Below are 21,350 nucleotides of genomic sequence, written 5' to 3'. Positions count from 1 at the left end.
GCCTCAGGCCGGAAACAGGAATGCCGTGGCCGGGTCGAAGAAAACCTGCCGCCTGCCTGGAGAGGCATCGCTGGCAGCCACTGCCGACGATGTCGGCCTGATGTCGATTTCCTGTCCCGCGCGTGTTCGCGCGACGATACGCCGGCGTTCCCCGTAGAAGGCGACATCGACAATGTCGACGGAGAGTTCCGCGTGCTTCGGTTTGCGCTCCAGGCCAAACGCTTCCGGCCTGATCATCAGCCTGGTCTTCTGTCCATGCTGGAAGCTGCCATTCGCTCTTATGCCGGAGATGAGCGAGCCGTCGGCAAGGCGGATCGTGGAAGCCCCCGCCGCGGTTTCCAAGTGCTCGGCGGCAAGGAAATTCGAGTTGCCGATGAAGCCCGCGACGAAGTCGGTGGCAGGCCTGAGATAAAGGTCCTCGCCGGTGCCGATCTGCTCGATGCGACCGTTGTGAAAGAGAGCGATGCGGTCCGATAGATGCAGCGCTTCTTCCTGATCATGGGTGACGTAGAGGATGGTGACGCCGGTCTCGCGATGGATGCGGCGGATCTCAGCCTGGATTTCCTCACGCAGTTTCTTGTCGAGCGCCGAGAGCGGCTCGTCCATCAAGAGGATCGGAGGGTCGTAGGCCAGAGCGCGGGCAAGCGCGACGCGCTGCTGCTGACCACCGGAAAGTGCGGCAGGCAGACGCTGGGCGAAGCTCTCCAGCCGCACCAGCGATAGCATGTCGGCGACCTTGCGCTTGATTTCAGCCTCCGGCCGACCGCGGACCCGAAGCGGGAAGGCGGTGTTTTCGGCGACGGTCAGATGCGGGAACAGCGTATAGCGCTGGAAGACCATGCCGATGTTGCGCTTGTGCGATGGTACCGACAGCAGCGACTTGCCCTCGAGCAGCACATCGCCTGAGGTCGGATCCTGGAAGCCCGCGATTGCATAGAGCGTCGTCGATTTGCCCGAGCCCGACGGACCGAGAAAGGTCAGGAACTCGCCCTTGGGGATGTCAAGCGTCACGTCACGAACGGCCGTGAAGGCGCCGAATGCCTTGCGCAGTTTGCGGATGGACAGGAAGGGTTCGGTCATGTCTGTAACTTTCGACGAAGGAGAGCCGTCACGACCATGAGGCCAACAGTGAGGGCGACCAGCAGGCTGGAGGCTGCGGCGATGACGGGCGTGAGGTCGGACCGGAGGCTGCCCCAAATCTTGACCGGCAAGGTCTGCAAGGTGGGGCTTGCCATGAAGATTGCCACGACCACCTCATCCCAGGAGGCCAGGAAGGAAAAGATCGCGGCGGAGAAGATGCCGATGCGGATCGACGGCAAAGTGATGCGGAGCTTGGCCTGAAACGGACTGGCTCCACAGACGATGGCCGCATCCTCGATCGATTTGTCGAAGCCTTCCAGCGCTGTCGCGATCGGGATGATGGCGAAAGGGAGCGCGAGCACGGTGTGGGCCAAAACGAAGCCGGCCGTGGTGCCGCCCAGGCCAAGCCGCAGGAAGAAGGCATAGACCGCGATGGCGAAGACGACGACCGGCAGCACCATCGGCGTCAAGAGCAGCCCGCGCAGGATCGCGCGGCCGCGGAAGTCACCGCGAACCAGCGCGAAGGAGGCCAGCACGCCGATGGCGACGGCGAGGATAGCAGTCATCGTGGCGATGCGGGCGCTCGTGAGTGCCGCTTCGATCCACGAGGGATCGGCAAACAGTTCTTCATACCATTTGAGCGTCCAGCCGGGCGGCGGAAAGGCCAGCCAGCGCGACGAGCCGAAAGAAAGCAGCACGATGAAGACCACCGGCAGGAGCAGGAATGCCGCCACCAGCATGGTGAAGCCAAGCAGCGCGACCTTCAGCCAGCCGAGGCGGTCATAGTCGAGCAGCATCAAGCGGCTCCCGTAGCCCGGCTGTTCCCGACAAGGCGCAACTGCAGCGCATAGAGCGCCATTGTGACGACGAGCAGGATGAAGGCGGCAGCGCTGCCGAGGCCCCAGTTGAGCAGGGACTGGATCATCTGCGCGATCATTTCGGCCAGCATCATGTTCGACGTGCCGCCGAGCAACGCCGGGGTGACGAAATAGCCGAGCGACATCACGAAGACCATCAGGCCGCCGGCAGCGATGCCCGGCAGCGACAAGGGCAGAAGAATGCGTCGGAAGGCCGCGAAAGGGCTTGCGCCGCAAAGCGCTGCAGCGCGCAGTGTCATCGGATCGATGGCGCGCAAGGTGCCGACCAGCGGCAGGATCATGAAAGGCAGCATGATGTAGACCATGCCGATGGTGACGCCGGTGAGATTGTTGATGAGAGGCAATGGCTGATCGATGATGCCGACGCTCATCAGCGCCCGGTTGATGACGCCCGTGCGCTGCAACAGCACCATCCACGCGTAGGTGCGGGTCAAGAGGTTTGTCCACATGGATAGGATGATGATGCTGAAGAGCAGCGAGGCGAGGGCGGGCGGCATGATTGCCAGCATCCAGGCGACCGGGAAAGCGACGAGCACTGTAACGATGGTCACGACGAAGGCGACGAGGAAAGTATTGAAGAACACTCGCGCATAGGTGCCGTCGCCGAGAAGAGCCGCATAGTTCTGCAGGCCCGCGACGGGGTCGGTGACGCTGCGCAGCAAAAGCGCCAACACCGGCACAACGAAGAAGAGCCCGATCAGGATCAGCGCTGGAGCCAAGCCGCCCAGGCCTGCCGATGTTCGCGGGCTTGCGATTCCTTGCTGTGCTTGCACCGGCATTGGGGGTTGTCCCGGATTGCCGATCGGGACGGACGCGGCCGTCCCGATCTGTTTCATCGAATTACAAGCGTCACTTCGCCTGCCACGCGTACCAGCGCTTGGCGATCTCGTCGCGATGCTCGGCCCAATAGTTCATGTCGAGATTGATCTGGCCGTCCACGTGGGCGTCGGGCAGGCCCTTGACTACGTCCGCGGGCATCTCAGTCTTGGCTTTGGTGTTTATGGGCGCATAGCCGCTCGCCTCGGCGAATTTCGCTTGGCCGGTCGGGCTGGTCGCGGCCGCGAGGAACTTCATCGCCGCGTCCTTGTTCTTTGCGCCCTTGGGCACGACAAGCACGTCGGCGGCGGTGAGGTTCTGGTTCCAGGAGACGCCGACATCGGCACCGTCTTTCTCCAGCGCGAACACGCGGCCGTTCCAGAGCTGGCCGAAAGCGGCTTCGCCGGATGCGATCAACTGCTGTGATTCCGCGCCGCCGCCCCACCAGACGATGTCCGACTTGATTGTGTCGAGCTTCTTGAAGGCGCGGTCGAGGTCGAGCGGGTAGAGCTTGTCGGCCGGCACCCCGTCGGCGAGGAGTGCGATCTCGATCACGCCCGGAGCCGACCATTTGTAAAAGGTGCGCTTGCCAGGAAACTTCTTGGTGTCGAACATGTCCGCCCAGCTTGCCGGCTCGCCGGAGACGGCGCCTTTGTTCCAGGCCAGCACGAAGGAATAGTAGAAGCTGCCGACGGCATTCTCGTTCGAGAAGCGCGGGTCGAGATCATGCTTCGGCACTACGGCAAAGTCGATTGGCTCGAGCAGGCCGTCCTTGGCTGCCTTGATGGCGAAGTCCATCTCGACATCCACGACGTCCCAGGTGACGTTCTTGGCGTCGACCATGGCCTTCAGCTTGCCGTAGTCGGTCGGCCCATCCTGCAGAACCTTGATGCTCGACGAGGCGGAGAACGGCTCAGCCCAGGACTTGGTCTGTGCTTCCTGGGTCGTCCCGCCCCAGCTGGTGAACACCATCTCGTCGGCCTTCGCGGCGGTGGTCGCCATCAACCCGGCAAGGATGCCGGCGAAAATCAGTTTCATGTCGTTCTCCTCTGATTGGTTGTGCCGTTTCTTGTTCTTTTCAGTCCAACCTTCGTCACGCCGTTTCAGCGCATGACGAAGGGATCGGGGATCGGGTCGTCCGAGGTGCGGATCCACACCGATTTCGAGCGCGTGTAATCGCGGATGGCATCGAGGCCGCCCTCGCGGCCGAGACCGGAAAGGCCGTAGCCGCCGAAGGGCACCAGCGGCGACACGGCGCGGTAGGTGTTGATCCAGACAACGCCGGCATGGATGCCGCGCGCCATACGATGCGCCTTGGCGAGATTGCTCGTGAAGACGCCGGAAGCGAGCCCGAAGGGCGTATCATTTGCCAAGGCGAGTGCTTCAGCCTCGCTGTCGAAGGCAAGCACGCTCAGCACCGGTCCGAACAATTCCTCGCGCACACAAGCGAGGGATTGGTCCTGCGCCTCGATGATGGTCGGTGCGTAGTAGTACCCGTCAGTCATGTCTTTCGGCCGTGCGCCGCCGGCGACCAGCCGCCCGCCCGACGCCACGCTTTCCGCGATGATCGCCTCGATCTTTTCGCGCTGACGCGAGGTCGCCAGCGGTCCCATCTCGGTGGCGGGATCCTGTGGATCGCCGATGACGATGGCCTCGGCCTTGCCCTTCAGCCGCCCAAGGAAATCGTCCTTGATGGAACGTTCGACCAGCAGTCGTGACCCTGCGACGCAGCTTTGGCCGGTGGCCGCGAATATGCCGGCGACAACCGCGTTGGCGGCGCTGTCGAGATCGGCATCGGCGAACACGACGACAGGGCTTTTGCCGCCGAGCTCGAGCGTTGTGTAGGCGAGGTTCTCGGCGGTGTTGGCGACGATCCGTCGTGCGGTCGAAGGGCCGCCGGTGAAGGCGACGCGAGCGACGAGCGGATGACTGGTCAGGCGCTGCCCGCAATCATGGCCGAAGCCGGTGAGGATGTTGACGCTGCCGGCCGGAAAGCCGGCCTCGTGGACAAGCTCGGCGAAAGCGAGCAACGGGGCCGGGCCATCCTCGGAGGCCTTGAGCACGACGGTGCAGCCGGCGGCGAGCGCAGGGCCGACCTTCACTGCCGACAGGAAGAGCTGCGAGTTCCACGGCACGACGGCAGCGACGACGCCGATCGGCTCCGGCCGCACTGTCACCTCCATATCGGCCTTGTCGATCGGGATGAAGGCGCCCTCGTTCTTATCGGCCAGCCCGCCATAATAGCGATAGTAGTCGCCGACATAAGCGATCTGGGCGCGAGTCTCGCGGATGATCTTGCCGGTGTCGCGCGTTTCCAACTCGGCCAGCCGGCCGGCATTGGCGGCGACGAGATCGCCGAGCTTCACCAGCAACTTCCCACGCGCAGTCGCGGTCATGGCCGCCCATGGGCCGGAGCGCAGCGCCCGGTGCGCGGCCTCCACGGCGCGGTCGACATCGGTAATGGTAGCCGCGGGCATCGTCGCCCAAGCCAAGCCTGTGGACGGATCGATGCTGTCGAAAGTGGAGCTGGGCTCGGTGAACCGGCCATCGATGTAGTTCTTGAAGGCGTAGCTCATCGCACCCCCGCCTCCTGGAAAGCCGGCATCACCTTGTCAATGAACAGCTGGAGCGATTTTTTCTTCCGCTCGTGCGTGAGGCCGCTGTCGATCCAGATCGAGTATTGGTCGTAACCCTGCGCCTCATAGGTCTTCAGCCTTCCGATCACCTCGTCGGCCTCGCCGATGACCAGGTTCTGCCGGATCTTGTCCGGCGCGTATTGCGGCATGGCCCCGATCTCATCCTCGGTCAACGGCTCCAGGACGCCTTGGCGGACGGGCTTCTTGTTCTGAAACCAGGCGCCGAACTGACAGTAGAATTGCGACAGGTCACGGGTCAGGCGATCGGCATCAGCCGCGTCCTCGGCCACGAAAGTGTGCATCAGAAGCATGATCTGCGGCCGCGCTATATCCGGATGCGCCTGGCAGGCGGCATTGAACCGCTCCATCAGACTCGCGACCTCGCCATCGCCGGAGGCGAGCGGCGTTACTTGTACCTGGCATTTGTTGGCCACTGCGAAGTCATGCGAATTCGGGTCGCGCGCGGCCACCCAGATCGGCGGATATGGCTGTTGCACGGGCTTGGGCGAGGAGGTGGTCGGGGGGAACTGCCAGAACTCGCCGGCATGCTCGTAATCGCCATCCCAAAGGCCCCGTATCGCCGGTATCATCTCACGCATGCGCTGGCCGGCTCCCCAAGCGTCCAGTCCGGGGAAGACGCGCTGGTACTCGTAGCTGTAGGCACCGCGCGCGATGCCGAGGTCCAGCCTGCCGCCGGTTACGACATCGGTCATCGCCGCTTCGCCGGCGAGTTTGATCGGATGCCAGAAGGGAGCGATGATGGTGCCGGTGCCAAGGCGGATGGTTTTCGTTTTGGCCGCCAGATGGGCGATATTGATGAACGGGTTCGGCGAGATGGTGAATTCCATCCCGTGATGCTCGCCTATCCAAGCCGTCTCGAAACCAGCCTGCTCCGCCATGACGACCAGTTCTTCCAATTCCGCCAGCAATTCGGAATGCGGCTTGGCGAGATCCGAGCGCTCCATATGGACGAAAAGGGAAAACTTCATCGGTCTCACCGTTGGCCGGAATGAATTGGGCCGGAATGGATAGGCGCGGACGGCGCCGGCTTGGCGAGCGGCCGGACCTCGCCTTCGACTTCGTTGCCGACATAGACCCCGAACATATCTTCGGCACGCTCGCGCGCGTAGCGGGCGAGCATCGAGCGGACGGCCGGGTCGGCGATCTTCAGCTCCGCGATGCGGTCGATATCGATGAAGCGGATCTGGCCGTCGCCAGAGACTGGCGCATCCACTGTGCCGCGATAGTAGACATGGGTGCGCGAGGCGTCTGCCGCGTCGTCCCACACCGCGTAGAGGAAGCCGAGCTCGGCATCGATCGCCTTGGCCGCAAGCTTTCCTTTGAGGCTACGCGGCTCGTTGGCGGAACCCAGGCCACGCCCGGCAGGCAACTGGTACGATCCCTCGGCGGTCTCGAAGAAGAGCACGCGGCCTTCGTTCTCGAGAATGACGCCGACTTCGGTGCCGGGTGGAGCGGCAGCCGCAAGCGCCTCCTGGCTCAAGCCTGGCGTGACATAAGCGCCGCGGCAGTAGCCGAGCGGCTGTGCGCCGTTGTGGGTGAAGTCATGAACCCGGCCGATGAGGATGGAATGATCGCCGGCATCGACCAACTGCTCCAGGTCGCAATCGAAAACCGCGACCGATCCCCCGATCAGCGGATTGCCGGTTTGCCCTGGCTGCCACGCCACGGACGCGAACTTGTCCGCGGCTTTCGAGGCGAAGATTCCAGAGGCGGCTTTCTGGTCTTCCGCCAGGATGTTTACGGCAAAGCCTCTTGAAGTCGAGAAGGCTTGGTGCCCCAGTGCCCGCTTGGCGATGCATACCAGCACCAGCGGCGGATCGAGCGAGACGGAGGTGAAGGAGTTGGCGGTGAAGCCGCGTGGATCGCCAGCATCGTCGATTGTGGTCACGATGGTGACTCCTGTCAGGAAGGAGCCCAGCGCGCGCCGGAACTCCATGGCGTCGAATGGAGGTCCGGCCTCGGCGTTCGTCGAAGCATTCGACGCCTGGTCAAGAAAGGCCATGATGCGCTGAGTCACTTTTTGCGGCGACGCGATTGTCATCATGTGCCTTTCGCCGCTGAGCACAGCACATTGCCCAGCTGGTGCGAGCCGCGCCATCGCAGCCGACATGGCGGGCGTCGAGTTACGGTCTTCCGAGCCCGTCATGAACAGCGCGGGCGCTGCCAAGTCGCCGAGACGGTCGGCGTGCGCGGTATCGGCGCGGGCAAAGAGGCGGTAGGTGCGGGCATAGCCGTCGGCATTGACATTCTCGAGTGCCGAGCGGGCCGTTGCGGCAGCGTCCAGCAAAATCGGCGGGATCGGATCGCCGAACCAGCGAGCGATTGTCGCCGCGATCGCCAAGGGATCGTGAGGGCCGCCGAGCGCTGCCGCCCTTTCGCGCACCGCATGTGCCAATTCGGGCGGGCGACGGAACACGGCGTTGAGGCAGACGAGCGAGGCGATGCGTGACGGCGCGCGAAATGCGATCTCCTGCGCGACCAGCGCCCCCATGGAATGACCGACAACGGCCACGCGGTCGAGGTCGAGATGATCGAGCAGTCGGATCGCCTGATCGGCAAAGTCGGAGAGGCCTGCGGTCTCGGGGGGCAGCGGCGAGGTGCCATGACCGAGCATATCCATGGCGACGACGTCGAACCGGTCCTGCATCACAACGATCTGCGGCCGCCAGATGGCCGCATCCATGCCGACGCCGTGGATCAGCAGGACCGGCGTCCCTGAACCGGCGCGGATGAAACCGGTCCCGTCGGGAGCGCTGCTGCGGACCATCGTGGCGTCAGCCATGCAGATCTCCCAGCTCCTTGAGGTCCTGGTAGCGGTCGCCGATGCGATGGTGCGGACGGCCGCCGATCGACGCGCCCAGCGCCACTACCAGTTCGTCCGGGGCAGGTGCGTCGCCGATCTGGAAATGCACTGTAAGATAATGGGAGCGCCGACCTTCGTCGTTCTTGTCCATCAGCGGGATCACGATCGGCGTGTTGGGACCGCCGCGTAGATTGGTGAAGGCGAGATAGGTCTTGGCGCCGATGGCGCGGCGGTAATGGTTGCCGAAATGGAGCGTGTGGATCAATGCCGATGCATGCTCGATCTCGCCCGACGTGCCGCAGATTGCGGCCTTCCCGTACCCCTCGATCGCCTCGCCCGAACCTGCCGCACTGATGACCTCCGCGGTCAGTTTTTCGCCAAGCACGGGCGCGAAAGCTCGGATTTCGGGTGAAAGATCCTCGGTGAAGCAGCGGCCAGCCCACGGATTGGTCAGCACCGCGGCGACGCCGATCATGCGCAGCGGACGCGGCGCTGCCTTACCGCCTTCGGTCAGCGTGGTCTCGGTATAGGTCACGATCTTGCGGATGTCCGGCTGCATAGAATTCCTCAGGGTGAGCCGCTCTGGGCCGCATCGATTTCTATATCGTCTTATGGTATACCATGCTATGGAATGCAGAAGACCTTGTCAACCGGTCGTGGAATCTGTTTTTGTGACGAGGCTAGGGATCTGAGGAAAATGGCTGACGACACGCTTCGCATCGACCGCTCCGCCAAGACGCTGAGGACGCTGGCGCTGGAGCGCATGCGCGAGGCGATCATGGATTTCCATTTCCAGCCCGGCGAGAGGCTGGTCGAACGGCCATTATGCGATCAGCTCGGGGTTAGCCGCTCGGTGGTGCGCGAGGTGTTGCGGCAACTGGAGGCCGAAGGGCTGGTGCAGATGATTCCCGGGCATGGGCCGGCCGTGGCGAAGCCCGATCTCGGCCGGACCGATGAGATCTACGAGTTGCGCGCGCTGCTGGAAGGAATAGCGGCGAAGGCCTGCGCCACATCGGCCACCGACGATCAGATCGCTCAGCTCGATACGGCGCTGGCGAAGCTGCTCGAGGCTTGGGCATCGGGCGTGCCGGCCGAGGTAATGCGCGCCACGGCGAGCTTCTACGAGGTCCTGTTCGAAGCTGCTGACAAGCGCATCGCTTGGGAGATCGTCACCGGTCTCAACGTCCGCATCAACCAGTTGCGCTCCATGACGATCCTGTCGCAGAACCGCCGCGAGCCGGCGATCGCCGAAATGCACGCGATCATGGATGCGATCCGCTCGCGCAAGCCGGAGGCCGCGGAGGCTGCAGCGCGGCGGCATGTCGAGTCGGCCTGGCAAATCGCGCGCGACGCGCTTCGGCTGGGCACCGTGCAGACGGGTTGATCGAACTCAGTTCCTGTCGACCGGCTTCGAGCGCATGCGCGAAACCGTCTCGCGTTCGGCGCGCTTTGAGCGCAGCGGCGGCAGGCCGCGGTCGACGAGGTCCATATCCTCCAGCACCATGTCACCCATGCGCTTGAAGGCGACATCGAGCGCGCCGGCGCGATGGGCTGAACGCAGGAAGCCGGGGAGGGTGCGGACGGGATGGTCCTTGGCCAGCGGCTCTTCCGGGAAGACGTCGCTGGCGGCGACGATGTGGCCGCTCTTTACCGATTGCATCAGCGCCGGGAAGTCGACGACGCCGGCGCGGCTGAGCAGGATGAAGGCTGCGCCCTTGCGCATTTTGGCAAAAGAGTCGGCGCCAAGAAAACCCTGGTTCTCGCTGGTGACCGAAGCGACGACGAAGACGAAATCGCTTTGCGACAGCACAGCATCCAGCGACGCCGGCTCGACGCCATTGTCGGCCAGGATCGATGGCGGCAGCCACGGATCGTAGACCTTGGTGCGAGTGCGAAAGCCGGTCAGCAGGCGGTTGAGGGCGCGGCCGAGGTCGCCGAAGCCGATGATGCCGACATCGGCGCCGGAGAGAAGCCGCGCGGTCTGGTTGCCGTCGCCGCCCCACAATTCCTCGCCCTGCCGGAAAGCGAGGTCGGCGTCGACGATGTTGCGGGCCAAATTGAGCGCCATGGCCAGGCCGAGCTCGGCCACCGGTTCGGCAAAAACAAGGCCCGTGGTGACGACATGGATTCCGCGCGCGAACAGCACCTCATAGGGCATGTTGTTAAGGAGGTTGGTCTCGACATTGAAAATGCAGCGAAGCGCCTTAAGTTTTCCCAGCGTCTCTGCCGAAATCGGCGGTTGGCCGATGATGTAGCGCGCCTCGGCCAGCGTTTCGGCGGGTAGGGCGGAAACGCCTTCCGGCGTGGTCTCGACAATGCGATAATGGCTGCGCAGGCGCGCAAGCTGTGGCGGCGTGAAGATCAGGTCGAGCGTTCGCGGTTCGGGCGCGCTGATCACCAGCGGCAAGGTGTTGTCGGACATGGTTACCTCCCGGGACACGATTGGACCGCATCAATCACATCTTCAAGTCTTACCCGCGATGAAACGATTTACAAGAACGAAAAATCGATTTATCGATTAGCTGGTAAGGCAGCGAAATCGACTGTCTGCCCTCGGGAGGAGGTCAATGGCGCAACAGGAAGCCCGGCAGCGGCGTCCGTCTATCCACGACGTGGCAAGCCATGCCGGCGTGTCCGCGGCCACCGTCTCCAAGGTGCTGGCCGGTGTCACCACGGTGAAGCCGGAAAATGCGCAGCGCGTCTTCGATGCCGTCGAGCGCCTGGGCTATCGCGTCGATCCTTTGGCTTCCGATATGCGCCGGGCCAAGCGCCGCATCATCGGCGCCATCATGCCGGAATTCGAAAGCGAGTTCTTTGGGCAGATGGTCACCGAACTGGAAGGCCTTGCCGAGCAGCGCGGCTATACGCTGGTCGCGGCATCGAGCCGTGAATCGGAAGAGCGCGAGAAGGAGATCCTTGCTCGCATGCATGACTGGCGCGTCGCCGGCGTGGTGCTGGCGCCGGTGCGCAACGAGCACGGGCCGGCGGCTGCCTTCATGAAAGCCAACGGCATGACCGGCGTGCTGATCGACCGCGTCTTGTCCGACGACGCTTTCGATACCGTTTCGGCCGACAGCGCCGCCGCCAGCGCCGAGGTGGCGCGGATGCTAGTCGGCAAGGGCCACAAGCACATCCTGATCATCGGTCTTGCCGAAGGCGCGGCAACCGTGCGTGCTCGTCTGGAGGGTTTTCGCGCCCAGGCGCTGACGCTCGACCCGTCCATCCGCATCGACGTGATCACCTCGGAAGTAAGCGTCGAGCCATTGCGATCGTCGCTGCGCGATTATTTCGGGCGGGGCGAGCGGCCGACCGCGGTCTATTCGCTGCTTTTGAAGGGCACGCTTGTCGCGCTGTCCGAATTCCGTCGGCGCGGCTGGCATTGCCCGAACGATATCTCGCTGGTCGGCTTCGACGACGCCGAATGGATGCAGGTGACATGGCCGGCGATCGCCGCCGTGGTGCAACCGGTGCGCCAGATCGCTAGCGAGGCGATGAACCTCTTGTTTCGCAGGATCGATGGCGCCGTGGGACCACCCACGGCGCGGCTCGAACCCTGCCAGGTGTTGATGCGGGAATCCGTTGGCTCGCCAGGAAGCGGCCCGCATTCCGGGGGAGGAGACCGACAACAGCCCCCATTGTCGTGAACGGAAGCATGCGCCGGCCCTGGCCAAGGCATCCGGCGCCAAGGATCGAACGGAGGATCAAATGGCATCGCATTTCCTGAAGATAAATCGATTTACCCTTGCCATCGGCGTCGCGCTTGCGTTTTCCGCCATCGGCGCCGCCAAGGCGGAAGACGGTGAATATGGCGTGCTGATGAAGACGCTGGCCAACCCGTTCTGGGGTGCGATGGCACAGGGCGTCGCGGACGGCGCCAAGGAAGCCGGGGTGAAGTATTTCCAGCAGGCTGCGGAGAGCGACCAGGCGGCCGAGCCGCAGCTTAATCTGTGCAACACGATGCTCGAGCGCAAACCGGTGGCGATGATCACCGCCGCTATCAACTCGACCAATCTTCTGCCTTGCTTGAAGTCGGCTCAGGATGCCGGCATCAAGATTGTCGATCTCGACAACAATCTCGACCAGGCCGTGCTCGACAAGGAAGGCGTCAAGGTGACGTTCCATATCGGCTCCGACAACATCGCCGCCGGCGCCCAGGGCGCCGAATACCTCGCCCACAAGCTCGGCAAGGATGCCAAGGGTCCGGTGCTGGTCATCGAAGGCCTATCCGGCAACATCACAGGCGAGAAGCGCGCCAAGGGCTTTGCCGACAAGCTTAAGGAACTCGCGCCTGGATTGCAGATCGTTGCTTCGCTGCCGGGCGACTGGGACCGCGGCAAGGCCGCATCCATCGCTACCGACACGCTAACCGCGCATCCCGATCTCGTCGCGATATTCTGCGCCAATGACGGCATGGCGCTGGGCGCCGTGGAATCGGTCTACTCCGCCGGCAAGGGTTCGCAGGTAACGATCATTGGTGTCGACGGCAATTCGGACGCGGTGAAGTCGATCAAAGAAGGCCGCCTCAACGCCTCGGTGGCGCAGCTTCCTTACCTGGTTGGCAAGCAGGCCGTGGAGAACGTCAAGAAGGCTCTGGCTGGTGAGAAGGTCCAGGACAGCATCGCTGTGCCGACCTTGGTGCTGACCAAGGACGTGATCGACGCCGGCAAGGAGCCGATGCTGCAATATGTGAAATAGTCCTCCCGGACTGGCTGGCGCGGGTTTACGCTGCGCCAGCCAACTTTCTTTGCAACAGCGAGGCGATATGGCTTCCGAAATGGCGCAGCCCGGCTTCTGGGCTCGGGTGCAGCGCGCATCCGTCGAAAGGCTCCACATCAGGCTGGAGTCGCTGGTGGTGCTTCTGGCGTTGAGCACGGTAATGGCGCTGCTGTCGCCCTATTTCCTTTCGCTCAGCAATTTCCTCAACATTCTGCTGGCGACATCGACGATCGGCGTGTTGGCGATCGCCGCCACCTTCGTCATCGGCTCGGGCGGGCTTGATCTTTCGCTCGGCTCGGTGATGGGTCTTGCCGGCGTCGCGGGCGCCTTCGTGGCCGTCAATCTCGGCTGGCCGTCGGTTCTCGCGGTGCTCGCCTGCATCCTCGCCGGCGCGCTCGCCGGCTACATCAACGGCCAGCTCGTCACTCGTGCCTTCGTGCCGGCTTTCATCGTCACGCTCGGCATGCTGGGCCTCGCGCGCGGTCTGGCGCTTGTCATCTCGCAGGGCAGGGCGATCTACGGCCTGCCGCCCGAAATCGTCTATATCGGCCAAGGCAGGCCGTTCGGCATTCCGATGCCGGTCATCATCTTCGTGCTGACGGCGATCGTCGCGCATGCGGTGCTGGCCTACACACGCTTCGGTCGCCACACACTGGCGCTGGGCGACAGCGAAGGCGCGGCGCGTGCGGCCGGCATCCGCGTCGAGCATCACCGCCGCATCATCTACACGCTCTCCGGCGCGCTCGCCGGACTTGCGGGTCTCCTCTTCACCGCCCGCGTCAACGCAGGCGACCCGACGGCCGGCATTAATTACGAGCTTACCGCGATTACGGCGGCGATCATCGGCGGTACCAATCTGTTTGGCGGCCGCGCCTCTATCCTCGGCACGATGATCGGCGCGCTGATTATGGGCGTCTTGCAGAACGGGCTGACGCTGCTTGCGGTGCAATCCTACTATCAGCAGATGGCGATCGGCGCGGTGCTGATCCTCGCGGTCTTCATCGACCAGTACCAGGTGCGGAAGGAGTCGCGCGTATGACCCTCCTTTCGCTTCGCGGCATCCGCAAAAGCTTCGGCGCTGTCGACGTGCTGCATGGCGTCGATCTGTCAGTCGCGGCCGGGGAGGTGGTCGGGCTGGTCGGCGACAATGGGGCCGGCAAGTCGACGCTGATGAAGACCATCACCGGCATCTACCGCGCCGACTCGGGCTCGATCGAGTTCGACGGCAAGGACATCCTTGCGCTCGACCCCGGCCAGCGCCGCCAGCTTGGCATCGAAATGATCTACCAGGATCTTTCGCTGGCCAAGCAGCAGGACGTGGCGGCGAACATCTTCCTAGGGCGCGAACCGACGAAGCGGCTGTTCGGCCTGTTCCCCGGCTTCGTCGACAAAGGCGAGATGGACCGCCAGGCCGCAAAAATGATCGAGCGGCTCGGCGCGCATCTGCCGTCGATCAACCGCTCCGTCGGGTCGTTTTCCGGCGGCCAGCAGCAGACGGTGGCGATTGCGCGGGCGCTCACCTTCAACCCGAAGCTCGTCATCATGGATGAGCCGACGGCAGCCCTTGCCGTGCGTGAGGTGCAGAGCGTGCTCGATCTCATCAGGCGGCTGAAGTCTGAAGGCATCGCCGTCATCCTAATCTCGCACCGGCTGAACGACGTGTTGTCGGTCACCGACCGCATCGTCGTGCTGCGCCACGGCAGGGCGGATGCCGATCTCGTCACCGCCAGGACCAACATGAACGAAGTCGTCAGCCGCATCGTCGGCGGCGGCGACATTGCCGCCGCGGCGGCGCATGAACAGCGAGGCTGATATGAACACGTTCGGACTGCACACTTTCGCCATCGCGCCGGTCTGGGATCTCGCCCGCATCGAGCCGCAGATGGACCGGCTGAAGGAACTTGGCATCGGCCTGATGGAGATCCCGCTGTTGCGACCGGAGGAGATCGACACCAAGCGCACGCGAGGTTTCGCAAATCATTATGGCGTTGAGCTGATCCCGTCGCTCGGCCTGCCGCGCGCTCTCGACGTTGTCGAACGGCCCGACGAGGCGCTCGACTTCCTGCAACCTGCCTTCAAGATCTGCAACGAGATCGGCGCCGAGGCGCTGGGCGGCGTCACCTATGGCACCATCGGCAAGACCACCGGACGGGCACCGACGCAGCGCGAGATCGACGGCATGTGCCGCTTCCTCGAACGCGCGGCGAAATCGGCGAAGTCCCGCAGCCTCAAAGTCGGCATCGAGCCCTGCAATCGCTATGAGACGCATCTGATCAATCGCGGCGTCGATGCAGCACGGATCGTCGAGCGGGTGGGTGCCGAAAACATCTTCATCCATCTCGACACCTACCACATGCATATCGAGGAAGAGAGTTTTGCCGCCGGCTTTGAGGCGGCGGCGCCCTATCTCGGCTACGTCCATGTGTCGGAAGCCAATCGCGGCGTGCCGGGGCGCGGTATGCTCAACTGGGCCGCCTGCATGAAGGCGATCGCCGACATCGGCTATCAGGGCGCGATCACGCTCGAGAGCATGAACCATGTCGATGTCGACATTGCCGGCGGGCTGGCGGTGTGGCGGCCGGTGGCCGAGGATCCAAGTGACGTCATCGAGGTCGGGCTGCCGTTCCTGCGCGAGGAAGCGAGGAAGGCGGGGCTGACGCTGGGGTGAGGGACTTTCCTTCCCCCGCAAGGGGAAGGAACAATCAGAACGGGTAGTGCTGGCCCGGGTCCTCGATCGTCACCCAGCGCAGGTCGGTGAACTCGGCGATCGAGGCCTTGCCGCCGAAGCGGCCATAGCCCGAACCCTTGACGCCGCCGAACGGCATCTGCGCCTCGTCGCCGACCGTCGGGCCGTTGATGTGGCAGATGCCGGCCTGGATGCGCGCGGCGACAGCCATAGCGCGGCGGATGTCGCGGCTGAAGACGGCGGACGACAGGCCGTATTCGGTGTCGTTGGCGACGCGTACCGCTTCGTCCTCGCCTTTCACGCGAATGACCGGCTTCACCGGGCCGAAGGATTCTTCCGCGTAGACGCGCATTGCGGGCGTCACGTGATCGAGGAGCGTGGCTTCCACGACCGTGCCGGTGCGCTTGCCGCCAGCTGCGAGCGTCGCGCTCTTCGCAGTTGCGTCGGCGATCAGCTCCTCCATCTTGTCGGCGGCCTGGCTGCTGATCAGCGAGCCGAGCACGACATGGCCGCGCGGGTCGCCGGCCGGAAGTCTCGATGCACGTGCAGCGAGCTTGGCGACGAATTCGTCGGCGATCTTCTCATCCACGATCAGTCGCTCTGTCGACATGCAGATCTGGCCCTGATGCATGAAGGCGCCGAAAACTGCGGCATTCACCGCTGCGTCGATATCGGCGTCGTCGAGCACGACCAGCGGCGCCTTGCCGCCGAGCTCGAGCAAAGCGGGCTTGAGGTGCCGGCCCGAGATCTCGGCAATGATACGGCCGACCTTGGTCGAACCGGTGAAGTTGACGCGCTTCACCGCCGGATGCGCTATCAGCGCCTCGACGATTGCCGCCGCGTCCTTCGGGTCGTTGGTGACGACGTTAACGACGCCCTTGGGTAGGCCGGCCTCCACCAGCACCTGGCCGATCAGGCGGTGCGTGCCGGGGCACATTTCGGACGCCTTCAGCACCACCGTGTTGCCGCAGGCGAGCGGCATGGCAAGCGCGCGCGTGCCGAGGATGACCGGCGCGTTCCACGGCGCGATGCCGAGGCAGACGCCGGCCGGCTGACGGATCGCCATAGCGAGCGTGCCGGGCTTGTCGGACGGAATAACCTCGCCGGAAATCTGCGTCGTCATCGCCGCCGCCTCGCGCAGCATGTTGGACGCCAGCATGACGTTGAAGCCGGCCCAGGGGCCGGTGGCGCCGGTCTCTTCCATCATCAACCGCGTGAACTCGCCGACTTTGGAAGCCATGACGTCGGCAGCTTTGGAAAGCAAAGCGCGGCGCTCGCCCGGGCCGGTCTTCGACCAGGCATCGAATGCAGCGGCTGCCGCCTCGGCGGCGGCATTGGCGTCGGCGATGCTGGCCGCCGCGGCGCGCGTCGCCAGCTTGCCGGTGAACGGGTCCAGACGTTCGTAGGAGGCCTTGCCGGTGGCCGCCCGCTCGTCGCCGTCGATCAGAAGTCCGATATCCATTGTTCTCTCCCTCGCTCCCGATGGAGCGTCGCAAAATCAGAAGCCGAGCACTTCGGCGTTGATAGAGGCTTCGAGGCCGCCGTCGACGGGCACATTGGCGGCGTTGATCCAGCGTGCGCCATCCGAGCACAGGAACAGCACCACGGGCGCGATATCGCCCGATGTCCCTGCGCGGCCGACCCGAGCGATATCGCTGTCGACGCGGGCGTCACCCAACACGGTGCGGAACTGTTTCAGGATCGGCGTCTCGACCGGGCCTGGGCTGACCGCGTTGACGCGGATGCCGCGGCTCTTGAACAGGTCCTGATGCGCGGCGCGGAACGTCCACAGGAGCAAGAGCTCCTTCGAGACCGGATAGCCTTCCTCGTTCTTAACCGCGTGGTCGGCAATCACCTTGGCGACATCGGGAAAACCTTCGACGCTGACCATCGAGGCGGCGCGGTTCAAGTTGGCGCGCCACCCGAAGCCGGCAATCGAGGCGACGTTGACGATGGCGCCGCCCTCGCGAAGTTTTGGCACCAGCGCTTCCGAAAGCGCGCGCAGGCCATAGAAGTTGACAGCAAGCGTCGCCGCGGCACCGGTGTTGCCGGAGAGGCCGGCGACGTTGCACAACGCGTCCAGACGCTGCGGCAGCCGCGCGACGAGATCATCGACGCCGGCCTTGGTCGAGATGTCGGCCTTGACGAAGGTGCCCTGATGATCGGCTGGCTCGCGCATGTCGACGCCGATCACATCGGCGCCAAGTTGGCCCGCCAGTTCCGCCGTGCGGGCGCCGATGCCCGAGGCGACGCCGGTGACGAGGATCGTCTTGCCGAACAGCATGCTCACGCTTTCTCCCGAGATGTTGATACCTGTCCCGGCGAAGCGGTCCCACCGGCAGTGTCGCTTGCGTTGATAGGAAGCCTGACACGGTAGCCGACCGACAACAGGCGCCAGCCGAAGCGTTCCTCGAGCGTGCCCCACAGACCGCGCGGCAAGAGCAGCGAGAAGACCAGCGCCGTGGCGCCGAGGCCGATGAGGTACCAGACGCCGGTGCCGCCGAACCACGTCTCGATGAGAAAGAACAGCAGCGCGCCGAGGATGGCGCCCTCGAAGGTGCCGATGCCGCCGACCAGCACCATGAAGATCATGTAGGCCGTCCACTGCACGCTGAAATAGGTTTTCGGCTGGAAGGTGATCGCGGTCGCCAGCCACAGCGCGCCGGCGACGCCGATGCCGAAAGCGGCGAGCACGAAGAGCAGCCGCTTGGTGCCGGTGACGCGCACGCCGATCGAGGCTGCCGCGTCCTCATTGTCGCGGATGGCGCGGATGGCAGCGCCCGTGCTGCCGCGCAGCAAGCCGAACAGGATCGCGAGCAGCGCCGTCATCGAGGCCAGCGCCAGCCAGTAAATGATCAGCCTGCGTGTTGACGCGTCATAGACATTGAGCGAGATCAGCGAAGTGCCGGTCTCGCCCTGGATCAGCCGGTCGAGATTGACGAGAAGGTGGGTGAGTGCCGCTATGACCCACATGCCGATAGCGAACTCGCCGTTCCTCAAGCGCAGCATGAACAGCGAGATCGGCCAGGATACGGCGCCGACGACGACCGCCGACACGAACAGCGAGACGAACGGATTGAGCCCGGCATTGGCGAGACGGACGGCGAAGTAGGCGCCGAGGCCGAAGAACACCTGCTGGCCGACGGAGACCAGTCCGCCGAACCCAGCGAGCGCATTCCACATCGCGGCGAGGATCACATAGATGAACAAAGCGGTCATGCGATCGACCGCGCCTGCGGAAAGGAACTGCGGCGCAAGGGCGAGCAGCAAGATGATCGCAATGACGCCGATGCCGGCGATGCGCGATGCGGCGGTGCCGCGTTCGATGACGGGGGAGGCGGCGCTCATGGCGTCTTCCCCGTGGGGAGATGCAGCAAGCCGCGCAGGCCGAGGCCGGAGGTGGAGAGCCGGATGAACAGCACGATCAGGAAGGCGACATGGCCGCCGATGAGAAAACCTTGCGGGTGGATCTTGGCGCCAAGCGTCTGGGCGAGCGCCAGCACGATGCCGCCGATCAGCGTGCCCCAGAGCGAGCCGGCGCCGCCGATGACGGCCGCCTCGAAGGCGAACAGAAGCTGCGTCGCGCCGGCATAGGGATCGAAGGTCGCGCGCATGCCGAGGAAGGCGCCGGCGAGCCCGACGGTGACCAGGGCGATCGCCGCGGCGATGGCGTTGGCGCGGCGCGCATCGACGCCGACTAGGCCAGCGGTGTCAGGGTCTTCCGACGTGGCGCGGATCGATCGGCCGAGACCGGTGCGGGTGAGGAACAACTGTAATCCGCCGAGCAGGACGACGGCGGCGAAGAAGATGATCACCGCCAGCTTGCCGACATAAATGTTGCCCGGCCATTCCCAGGAATCGTAGGACAGGCTGCCGATAAAGGGCGCCAGCGAGCGCGTGTCGGCGCCGAACTGCTCGAACAGCACATTGTCGATGACGATGGCCAGACCGAAGGTGGTGAGGATCGGTAGGAGCGCGCCGCCGCGGGCGCTGCGCTCGAGCAGGAAGCGCTGCAAAGCCCAACCGATCACGGCCATCAGCGGCAACACGATGGCGAGGCCGAGGAAAGGCGAGATGTGGAAGCGCGAGGCGAGCAGCCACAGCGCGAAGGCCGAGAGTATTGCGAGGCTGCCATGCGCGAGATTGATGATGCGCATCACCGAGAACATGAAGGAGAGGCCGCAGGCGATCAGCGCGTAATAGCCGCCAAGCAGGATGCCCTGCACGATCTGGTTGGTCATGCCGGCACGCCTCCGGCGGCTTTGCGGTGCAGGCCGAAATAGGCTTTGGTCACCTCGTCGCGCGAGACGTTCTTGCTGTCGCCTGCAAGCGCGACCCGGCCCTCCAGCATGCAGATGACCTTGTTGGAGACCGAGAGGGCACGGTTGAGATCCTGCTCGACGAGGACGATCGTGGTGCCGGAGCTGATCAGACCCTGAAGGGAGGCATAGACGCGATCGACGACCAGCGGCGACAGGCCGAGCGAGACCTCGTCGAGCAGGAGCAGGTCGGGATTGCTCATCAGCGCGCGGCCGATTGCCGTCGCCTGCTGCTCACCGCCGGAGAGATGCCCGGCCTTGGCGTGGCGGCGCGGCTTGAGGTTGGGGAAGGTTTCCAGCACGCGCTCGACGCTCCAGTCGCCGGGGCGGCCGGCGGTGCGGCCAAGCAGAAGGTTTTCCTCGACCGTCATCTGCACGAACAGCCGCCGGCCTTCGGGCACCAGCGCCACGCCCTTGCGGACGCGTTCATGCGAAGGCACGCCGGAAAGGTCGGCGCCGTCGAAGACCACGCGGCCCGAAGTGGCCTGGTGGGCGCCGGCGATCGCCCGCAGCAACGTCGTCTTTCCCGCGCCATTGGCGCCGACCAGCGCCAAGGTCTCGCCGCGCTCGATGCTGAAGGTCACGCCGCGCACCGCCTGCAGCAGGCCGTGCCGGACAACCAGATCCTCGACCGACAGCAGGCTCATTTCGGGCCTCCGCCGAGATAGGCGCTGATCACCAGCGGGTCGGCCATTACCGCTTGCGGGTCGCCGTCGGCGATGATCTTTCCCGCATCCATGCAGATCAGTCGCTCGGCCACCTGCAGCAGGATGTGGACGATGTGCTCGATCCAGACAATGCCGATCCTGCGGCGGCGCAATTCGCGGATGGTCTCGACGAGCTCGCCGGCCTCGCCGTCAGTCAGGCCGCCACCGATCTCGTCGAGCAGAAGCAGCGACGGCTTCGCCGCCAGCGCACGCGCCAGCTCCAGTCGCTTGCGGTCGAGCAGGCCAAGCGTCTCGGCGCGCCGGTTAGCGACGCCCAGCATGCCGCAGAGCTTCAGCGAGCCGAGTGCTTCCTCATAGGCCTCGTCGCGGCCGAGGCCGGCGCCATGCGAAGCGGCGACGAAGACATTCTCGAAAGCGGTCATGCCGCCGAAGGGTTTCGGTACCTGATGGGTGCTGACCAGACCCAGCCGGCAGCGCTGCGTGGCCGGCAGCGCCGTCACGTCGCTGCCCTTGAAGGCAATCGTTCCGGCGCTTGGTGGATAGGCGCCGGAAAGCACGCTGAGCAGCGTCGTCTTGCCGGCGCCATTGGGGCCGACGATGCCGACCGCCTCTTCGGCACCCATGACGAAGTCGATGTCGTCGAGCACCACAAGCGCGCCGAAGCGCTTGTGGATGCCGGCGGCGCTGAGGATCGCACCGTTGGGCGTGGCGTTCACGATGCGGCCCT

General features: G+C 64.6%; 21 protein-coding genes. 6 read left to right on the top strand and 15 right to left on the bottom strand.

The window, feature by feature from the left end:
- Nucleotides 1-3 precede the first annotated feature (3 nt).
- The 8 genes from P9272_RS07720 to P9272_RS07685 form a co-directional block, all read right to left on the bottom strand.
- The gene (locus P9272_RS07720) at nt 4-1,080 is read right to left on the bottom strand and encodes an ABC transporter ATP-binding protein (protein ID WP_278160051.1); all 1,077 of its coding nucleotides are present in this window, start codon (nt 1,078-1,080) and stop codon (nt 4-6) included.
- Complete coding sequence (locus P9272_RS07715; RefSeq protein ID WP_278160050.1) at nt 1,077-1,877, bottom strand: ABC transporter permease; 801 nt, start codon at nt 1,875-1,877, stop codon at nt 1,077-1,079. The genes P9272_RS07720 and P9272_RS07715 overlap by 4 nt, the downstream gene beginning before the upstream one ends.
- Nucleotides 1,877-2,737, bottom strand: a complete 861-nt coding sequence (locus P9272_RS07710; RefSeq protein ID WP_278160049.1) for an ABC transporter permease — start codon at nt 2,735-2,737, stop codon at nt 1,877-1,879. Before P9272_RS07710 ends, P9272_RS07715 begins: the two co-directional genes overlap by 1 nt.
- Before the next feature lie 70 nt (nt 2,738-2,807).
- On the bottom strand, nt 2,808-3,812 hold the full coding sequence (locus tag P9272_RS07705; RefSeq protein ID WP_278160048.1) for an ABC transporter substrate-binding protein: 1,005 nt from the start codon (nt 3,810-3,812) through the stop codon (nt 2,808-2,810).
- A gap of 65 nt (nt 3,813-3,877) precedes the next feature.
- Nucleotides 3,878-5,350 carry an aldehyde dehydrogenase gene (locus P9272_RS07700; RefSeq protein ID WP_278160047.1) on the bottom strand — a complete coding sequence of 491 codons (1,473 nt, stop codon included), beginning with the start codon at nt 5,348-5,350 and terminating at the stop codon, nt 3,878-3,880.
- Nucleotides 5,347-6,399, bottom strand: a complete 1,053-nt coding sequence (locus P9272_RS07695; protein ID WP_128256501.1) for an LLM class flavin-dependent oxidoreductase — start codon at nt 6,397-6,399, stop codon at nt 5,347-5,349. The genes P9272_RS07700 and P9272_RS07695 overlap by 4 nt, the downstream gene beginning before the upstream one ends.
- Before the next feature lie 5 nt (nt 6,400-6,404).
- Nucleotides 6,405-8,213 carry an alpha/beta fold hydrolase gene (locus P9272_RS07690; protein WP_278160046.1) on the bottom strand — a complete coding sequence of 603 codons (1,809 nt, stop codon included), beginning with the start codon at nt 8,211-8,213 and terminating at the stop codon, nt 6,405-6,407.
- Nucleotides 8,206-8,793 carry an amino acid synthesis family protein gene (locus P9272_RS07685; protein ID WP_278160045.1) on the bottom strand — a complete coding sequence of 196 codons (588 nt, stop codon included), beginning with the start codon at nt 8,791-8,793 and terminating at the stop codon, nt 8,206-8,208. Before P9272_RS07685 ends, P9272_RS07690 begins: the two co-directional genes overlap by 8 nt.
- Nucleotides 8,794-8,931: 138 nt before the next feature.
- Here P9272_RS07685 and P9272_RS07680 point away from each other — a divergent pair, with 138 nt between their 5' ends.
- The gene (locus P9272_RS07680; protein WP_128256498.1) at nt 8,932-9,618 is read left to right on the top strand and encodes a GntR family transcriptional regulator; all 687 of its coding nucleotides are present in this window, start codon (nt 8,932-8,934) and stop codon (nt 9,616-9,618) included.
- A gap of 6 nt (nt 9,619-9,624) precedes the next feature.
- Here P9272_RS07680 and P9272_RS07675 read toward each other — a convergent pair whose 3' ends face one another.
- Entirely contained in the window at nt 9,625-10,656 is a 1,032-nt protein-coding gene (locus tag P9272_RS07675) for a hydroxyacid dehydrogenase (protein WP_128256497.1), read from the bottom strand.
- A 145-nt stretch (nt 10,657-10,801) separates the two neighbouring features.
- Here P9272_RS07675 and P9272_RS07670 point away from each other — a divergent pair, with 145 nt between their 5' ends.
- The 5 genes from P9272_RS07670 to P9272_RS07650 all read left to right on the top strand — a co-directional run bounded on the left by P9272_RS07670 (nt 10,802) and on the right by P9272_RS07650 (nt 15,618).
- Nucleotides 10,802-11,878 (top strand): LacI family DNA-binding transcriptional regulator, encoded by a 1,077-nt coding sequence (locus P9272_RS07670; RefSeq protein WP_278160044.1) that lies wholly within the window; start codon nt 10,802-10,804, stop codon nt 11,876-11,878.
- A gap of 61 nt (nt 11,879-11,939) precedes the next feature.
- Nucleotides 11,940-12,929, top strand: coding sequence for a substrate-binding domain-containing protein (locus tag P9272_RS07665; protein ID WP_278160043.1), 990 nt, complete (start codon nt 11,940-11,942; stop codon nt 12,927-12,929).
- 67 nt (nt 12,930-12,996) lie between these two features.
- The gene (locus P9272_RS07660) at nt 12,997-13,989 is read left to right on the top strand and encodes an ABC transporter permease (protein WP_278160042.1); all 993 of its coding nucleotides are present in this window, start codon (nt 12,997-12,999) and stop codon (nt 13,987-13,989) included.
- On the top strand, nt 13,986-14,762 hold the full coding sequence (locus P9272_RS07655) for an ATP-binding cassette domain-containing protein (RefSeq protein ID WP_278160041.1): 777 nt from the start codon (nt 13,986-13,988) through the stop codon (nt 14,760-14,762). Before P9272_RS07660 ends, P9272_RS07655 begins: the two co-directional genes overlap by 4 nt.
- Nucleotide 14,763: 1 nt before the next feature.
- Nucleotides 14,764-15,618, top strand: coding sequence for a sugar phosphate isomerase/epimerase family protein (locus P9272_RS07650; RefSeq protein ID WP_278160040.1), 855 nt, complete (start codon nt 14,764-14,766; stop codon nt 15,616-15,618).
- Nucleotides 15,619-15,652: 34 nt separating this feature from the next.
- Here the strand turns inward: P9272_RS07650 and P9272_RS07645 are convergent, their stop codons facing one another.
- From P9272_RS07645 to P9272_RS07620, 6 genes are read right to left on the bottom strand one after another with little or no spacing between them, the layout of a single operon-like run.
- Nucleotides 15,653-17,098, bottom strand: coding sequence for an aldehyde dehydrogenase (locus P9272_RS07645; protein ID WP_128256491.1), 1,446 nt, complete (start codon nt 17,096-17,098; stop codon nt 15,653-15,655).
- A 36-nt stretch (nt 17,099-17,134) separates the two neighbouring features.
- Nucleotides 17,135-17,920, bottom strand: a complete 786-nt coding sequence (locus P9272_RS07640; protein ID WP_278160216.1) for a coniferyl-alcohol dehydrogenase — start codon at nt 17,918-17,920, stop codon at nt 17,135-17,137.
- Nucleotides 17,921-17,922: 2 nt separating this feature from the next.
- The gene (locus P9272_RS07635; protein WP_128256490.1) at nt 17,923-18,984 is read right to left on the bottom strand and encodes a branched-chain amino acid ABC transporter permease; all 1,062 of its coding nucleotides are present in this window, start codon (nt 18,982-18,984) and stop codon (nt 17,923-17,925) included.
- On the bottom strand, nt 18,981-19,877 hold the full coding sequence (locus tag P9272_RS07630; RefSeq protein WP_278160039.1) for a branched-chain amino acid ABC transporter permease: 897 nt from the start codon (nt 19,875-19,877) through the stop codon (nt 18,981-18,983). The genes P9272_RS07635 and P9272_RS07630 overlap by 4 nt, the downstream gene beginning before the upstream one ends.
- Nucleotides 19,874-20,602, bottom strand: a complete 729-nt coding sequence (locus P9272_RS07625) for an ABC transporter ATP-binding protein (RefSeq protein WP_128256488.1) — start codon at nt 20,600-20,602, stop codon at nt 19,874-19,876. The genes P9272_RS07630 and P9272_RS07625 overlap by 4 nt, the downstream gene beginning before the upstream one ends.
- Complete coding sequence (locus tag P9272_RS07620) at nt 20,599-21,339, bottom strand: ABC transporter ATP-binding protein (RefSeq protein WP_278160038.1); 741 nt, start codon at nt 21,337-21,339, stop codon at nt 20,599-20,601. The genes P9272_RS07625 and P9272_RS07620 overlap by 4 nt, the downstream gene beginning before the upstream one ends.
- Nucleotides 21,340-21,350 lie beyond the last annotated feature (11 nt).

This window comes from Mesorhizobium sp. WSM4976 (genome assembly GCF_029625685.1).
Classification (GTDB): domain Bacteria; phylum Pseudomonadota; class Alphaproteobacteria; order Rhizobiales; family Rhizobiaceae; genus Mesorhizobium.
The sequence above is the reverse complement of the archived record's forward strand: the minus strand, read 5'-3'. Positions and strand labels throughout refer to the sequence as shown.

What these genes read in the sequence shown, in the direction of transcription:
- P9272_RS07720 (WP_278160051.1), bottom strand. Translation starts at nt 1,080, where the DNA reads ATGACCGAACCCTTCCTGTCCATCCGCAAACTGCGCAAGGCATTCGGC.
- P9272_RS07715 (WP_278160050.1), bottom strand. Translation starts at nt 1,877, where the DNA reads ATGCTGCTCGACTATGACCGCCTCGGCTGGCTGAAGGTCGCGCTGCTT.
- P9272_RS07710 (WP_278160049.1), bottom strand. Translation starts at nt 2,737, where the DNA reads ATGCCGGTGCAAGCACAGCAAGGAATCGCAAGCCCGCGAACATCGGCA.
- P9272_RS07705 (WP_278160048.1), bottom strand. Translation starts at nt 3,812, where the DNA reads ATGAAACTGATTTTCGCCGGCATCCTTGCCGGGTTGATGGCGACCACC.
- P9272_RS07700 (WP_278160047.1), bottom strand. Translation starts at nt 5,350, where the DNA reads ATGAGCTACGCCTTCAAGAACTACATCGATGGCCGGTTCACCGAGCCC.
- P9272_RS07695 (WP_128256501.1), bottom strand. Translation starts at nt 6,399, where the DNA reads ATGAAGTTTTCCCTTTTCGTCCATATGGAGCGCTCGGATCTCGCCAAG.
- P9272_RS07690 (WP_278160046.1), bottom strand. Translation starts at nt 8,213, where the DNA reads ATGGCTGACGCCACGATGGTCCGCAGCAGCGCTCCCGACGGGACCGGT.
- P9272_RS07685 (WP_278160045.1), bottom strand. Translation starts at nt 8,793, where the DNA reads ATGCAGCCGGACATCCGCAAGATCGTGACCTATACCGAGACCACGCTG.
- P9272_RS07680 (WP_128256498.1), top strand. Translation starts at nt 8,932, where the DNA reads ATGGCTGACGACACGCTTCGCATCGACCGCTCCGCCAAGACGCTGAGG.
- P9272_RS07675 (WP_128256497.1), bottom strand. Translation starts at nt 10,656, where the DNA reads ATGTCCGACAACACCTTGCCGCTGGTGATCAGCGCGCCCGAACCGCGA.
- P9272_RS07670 (WP_278160044.1), top strand. Translation starts at nt 10,802, where the DNA reads ATGGCGCAACAGGAAGCCCGGCAGCGGCGTCCGTCTATCCACGACGTG.
- P9272_RS07665 (WP_278160043.1), top strand. Translation starts at nt 11,940, where the DNA reads ATGGCATCGCATTTCCTGAAGATAAATCGATTTACCCTTGCCATCGGC.
- P9272_RS07660 (WP_278160042.1), top strand. Translation starts at nt 12,997, where the DNA reads ATGGCTTCCGAAATGGCGCAGCCCGGCTTCTGGGCTCGGGTGCAGCGC.
- P9272_RS07655 (WP_278160041.1), top strand. Translation starts at nt 13,986, where the DNA reads ATGACCCTCCTTTCGCTTCGCGGCATCCGCAAAAGCTTCGGCGCTGTC.
- P9272_RS07650 (WP_278160040.1), top strand. Translation starts at nt 14,764, where the DNA reads ATGAACACGTTCGGACTGCACACTTTCGCCATCGCGCCGGTCTGGGAT.
- P9272_RS07645 (WP_128256491.1), bottom strand. Translation starts at nt 17,098, where the DNA reads ATGGATATCGGACTTCTGATCGACGGCGACGAGCGGGCGGCCACCGGC.
- P9272_RS07640 (WP_278160216.1), bottom strand. Translation starts at nt 17,920, where the DNA reads ATGCTGTTCGGCAAGACGATCCTCGTCACCGGCGTCGCCTCGGGCATC.
- P9272_RS07635 (WP_128256490.1), bottom strand. Translation starts at nt 18,984, where the DNA reads ATGAGCGCCGCCTCCCCCGTCATCGAACGCGGCACCGCCGCATCGCGC.
- P9272_RS07630 (WP_278160039.1), bottom strand. Translation starts at nt 19,877, where the DNA reads ATGACCAACCAGATCGTGCAGGGCATCCTGCTTGGCGGCTATTACGCG.
- P9272_RS07625 (WP_128256488.1), bottom strand. Translation starts at nt 20,602, where the DNA reads ATGAGCCTGCTGTCGGTCGAGGATCTGGTTGTCCGGCACGGCCTGCTG.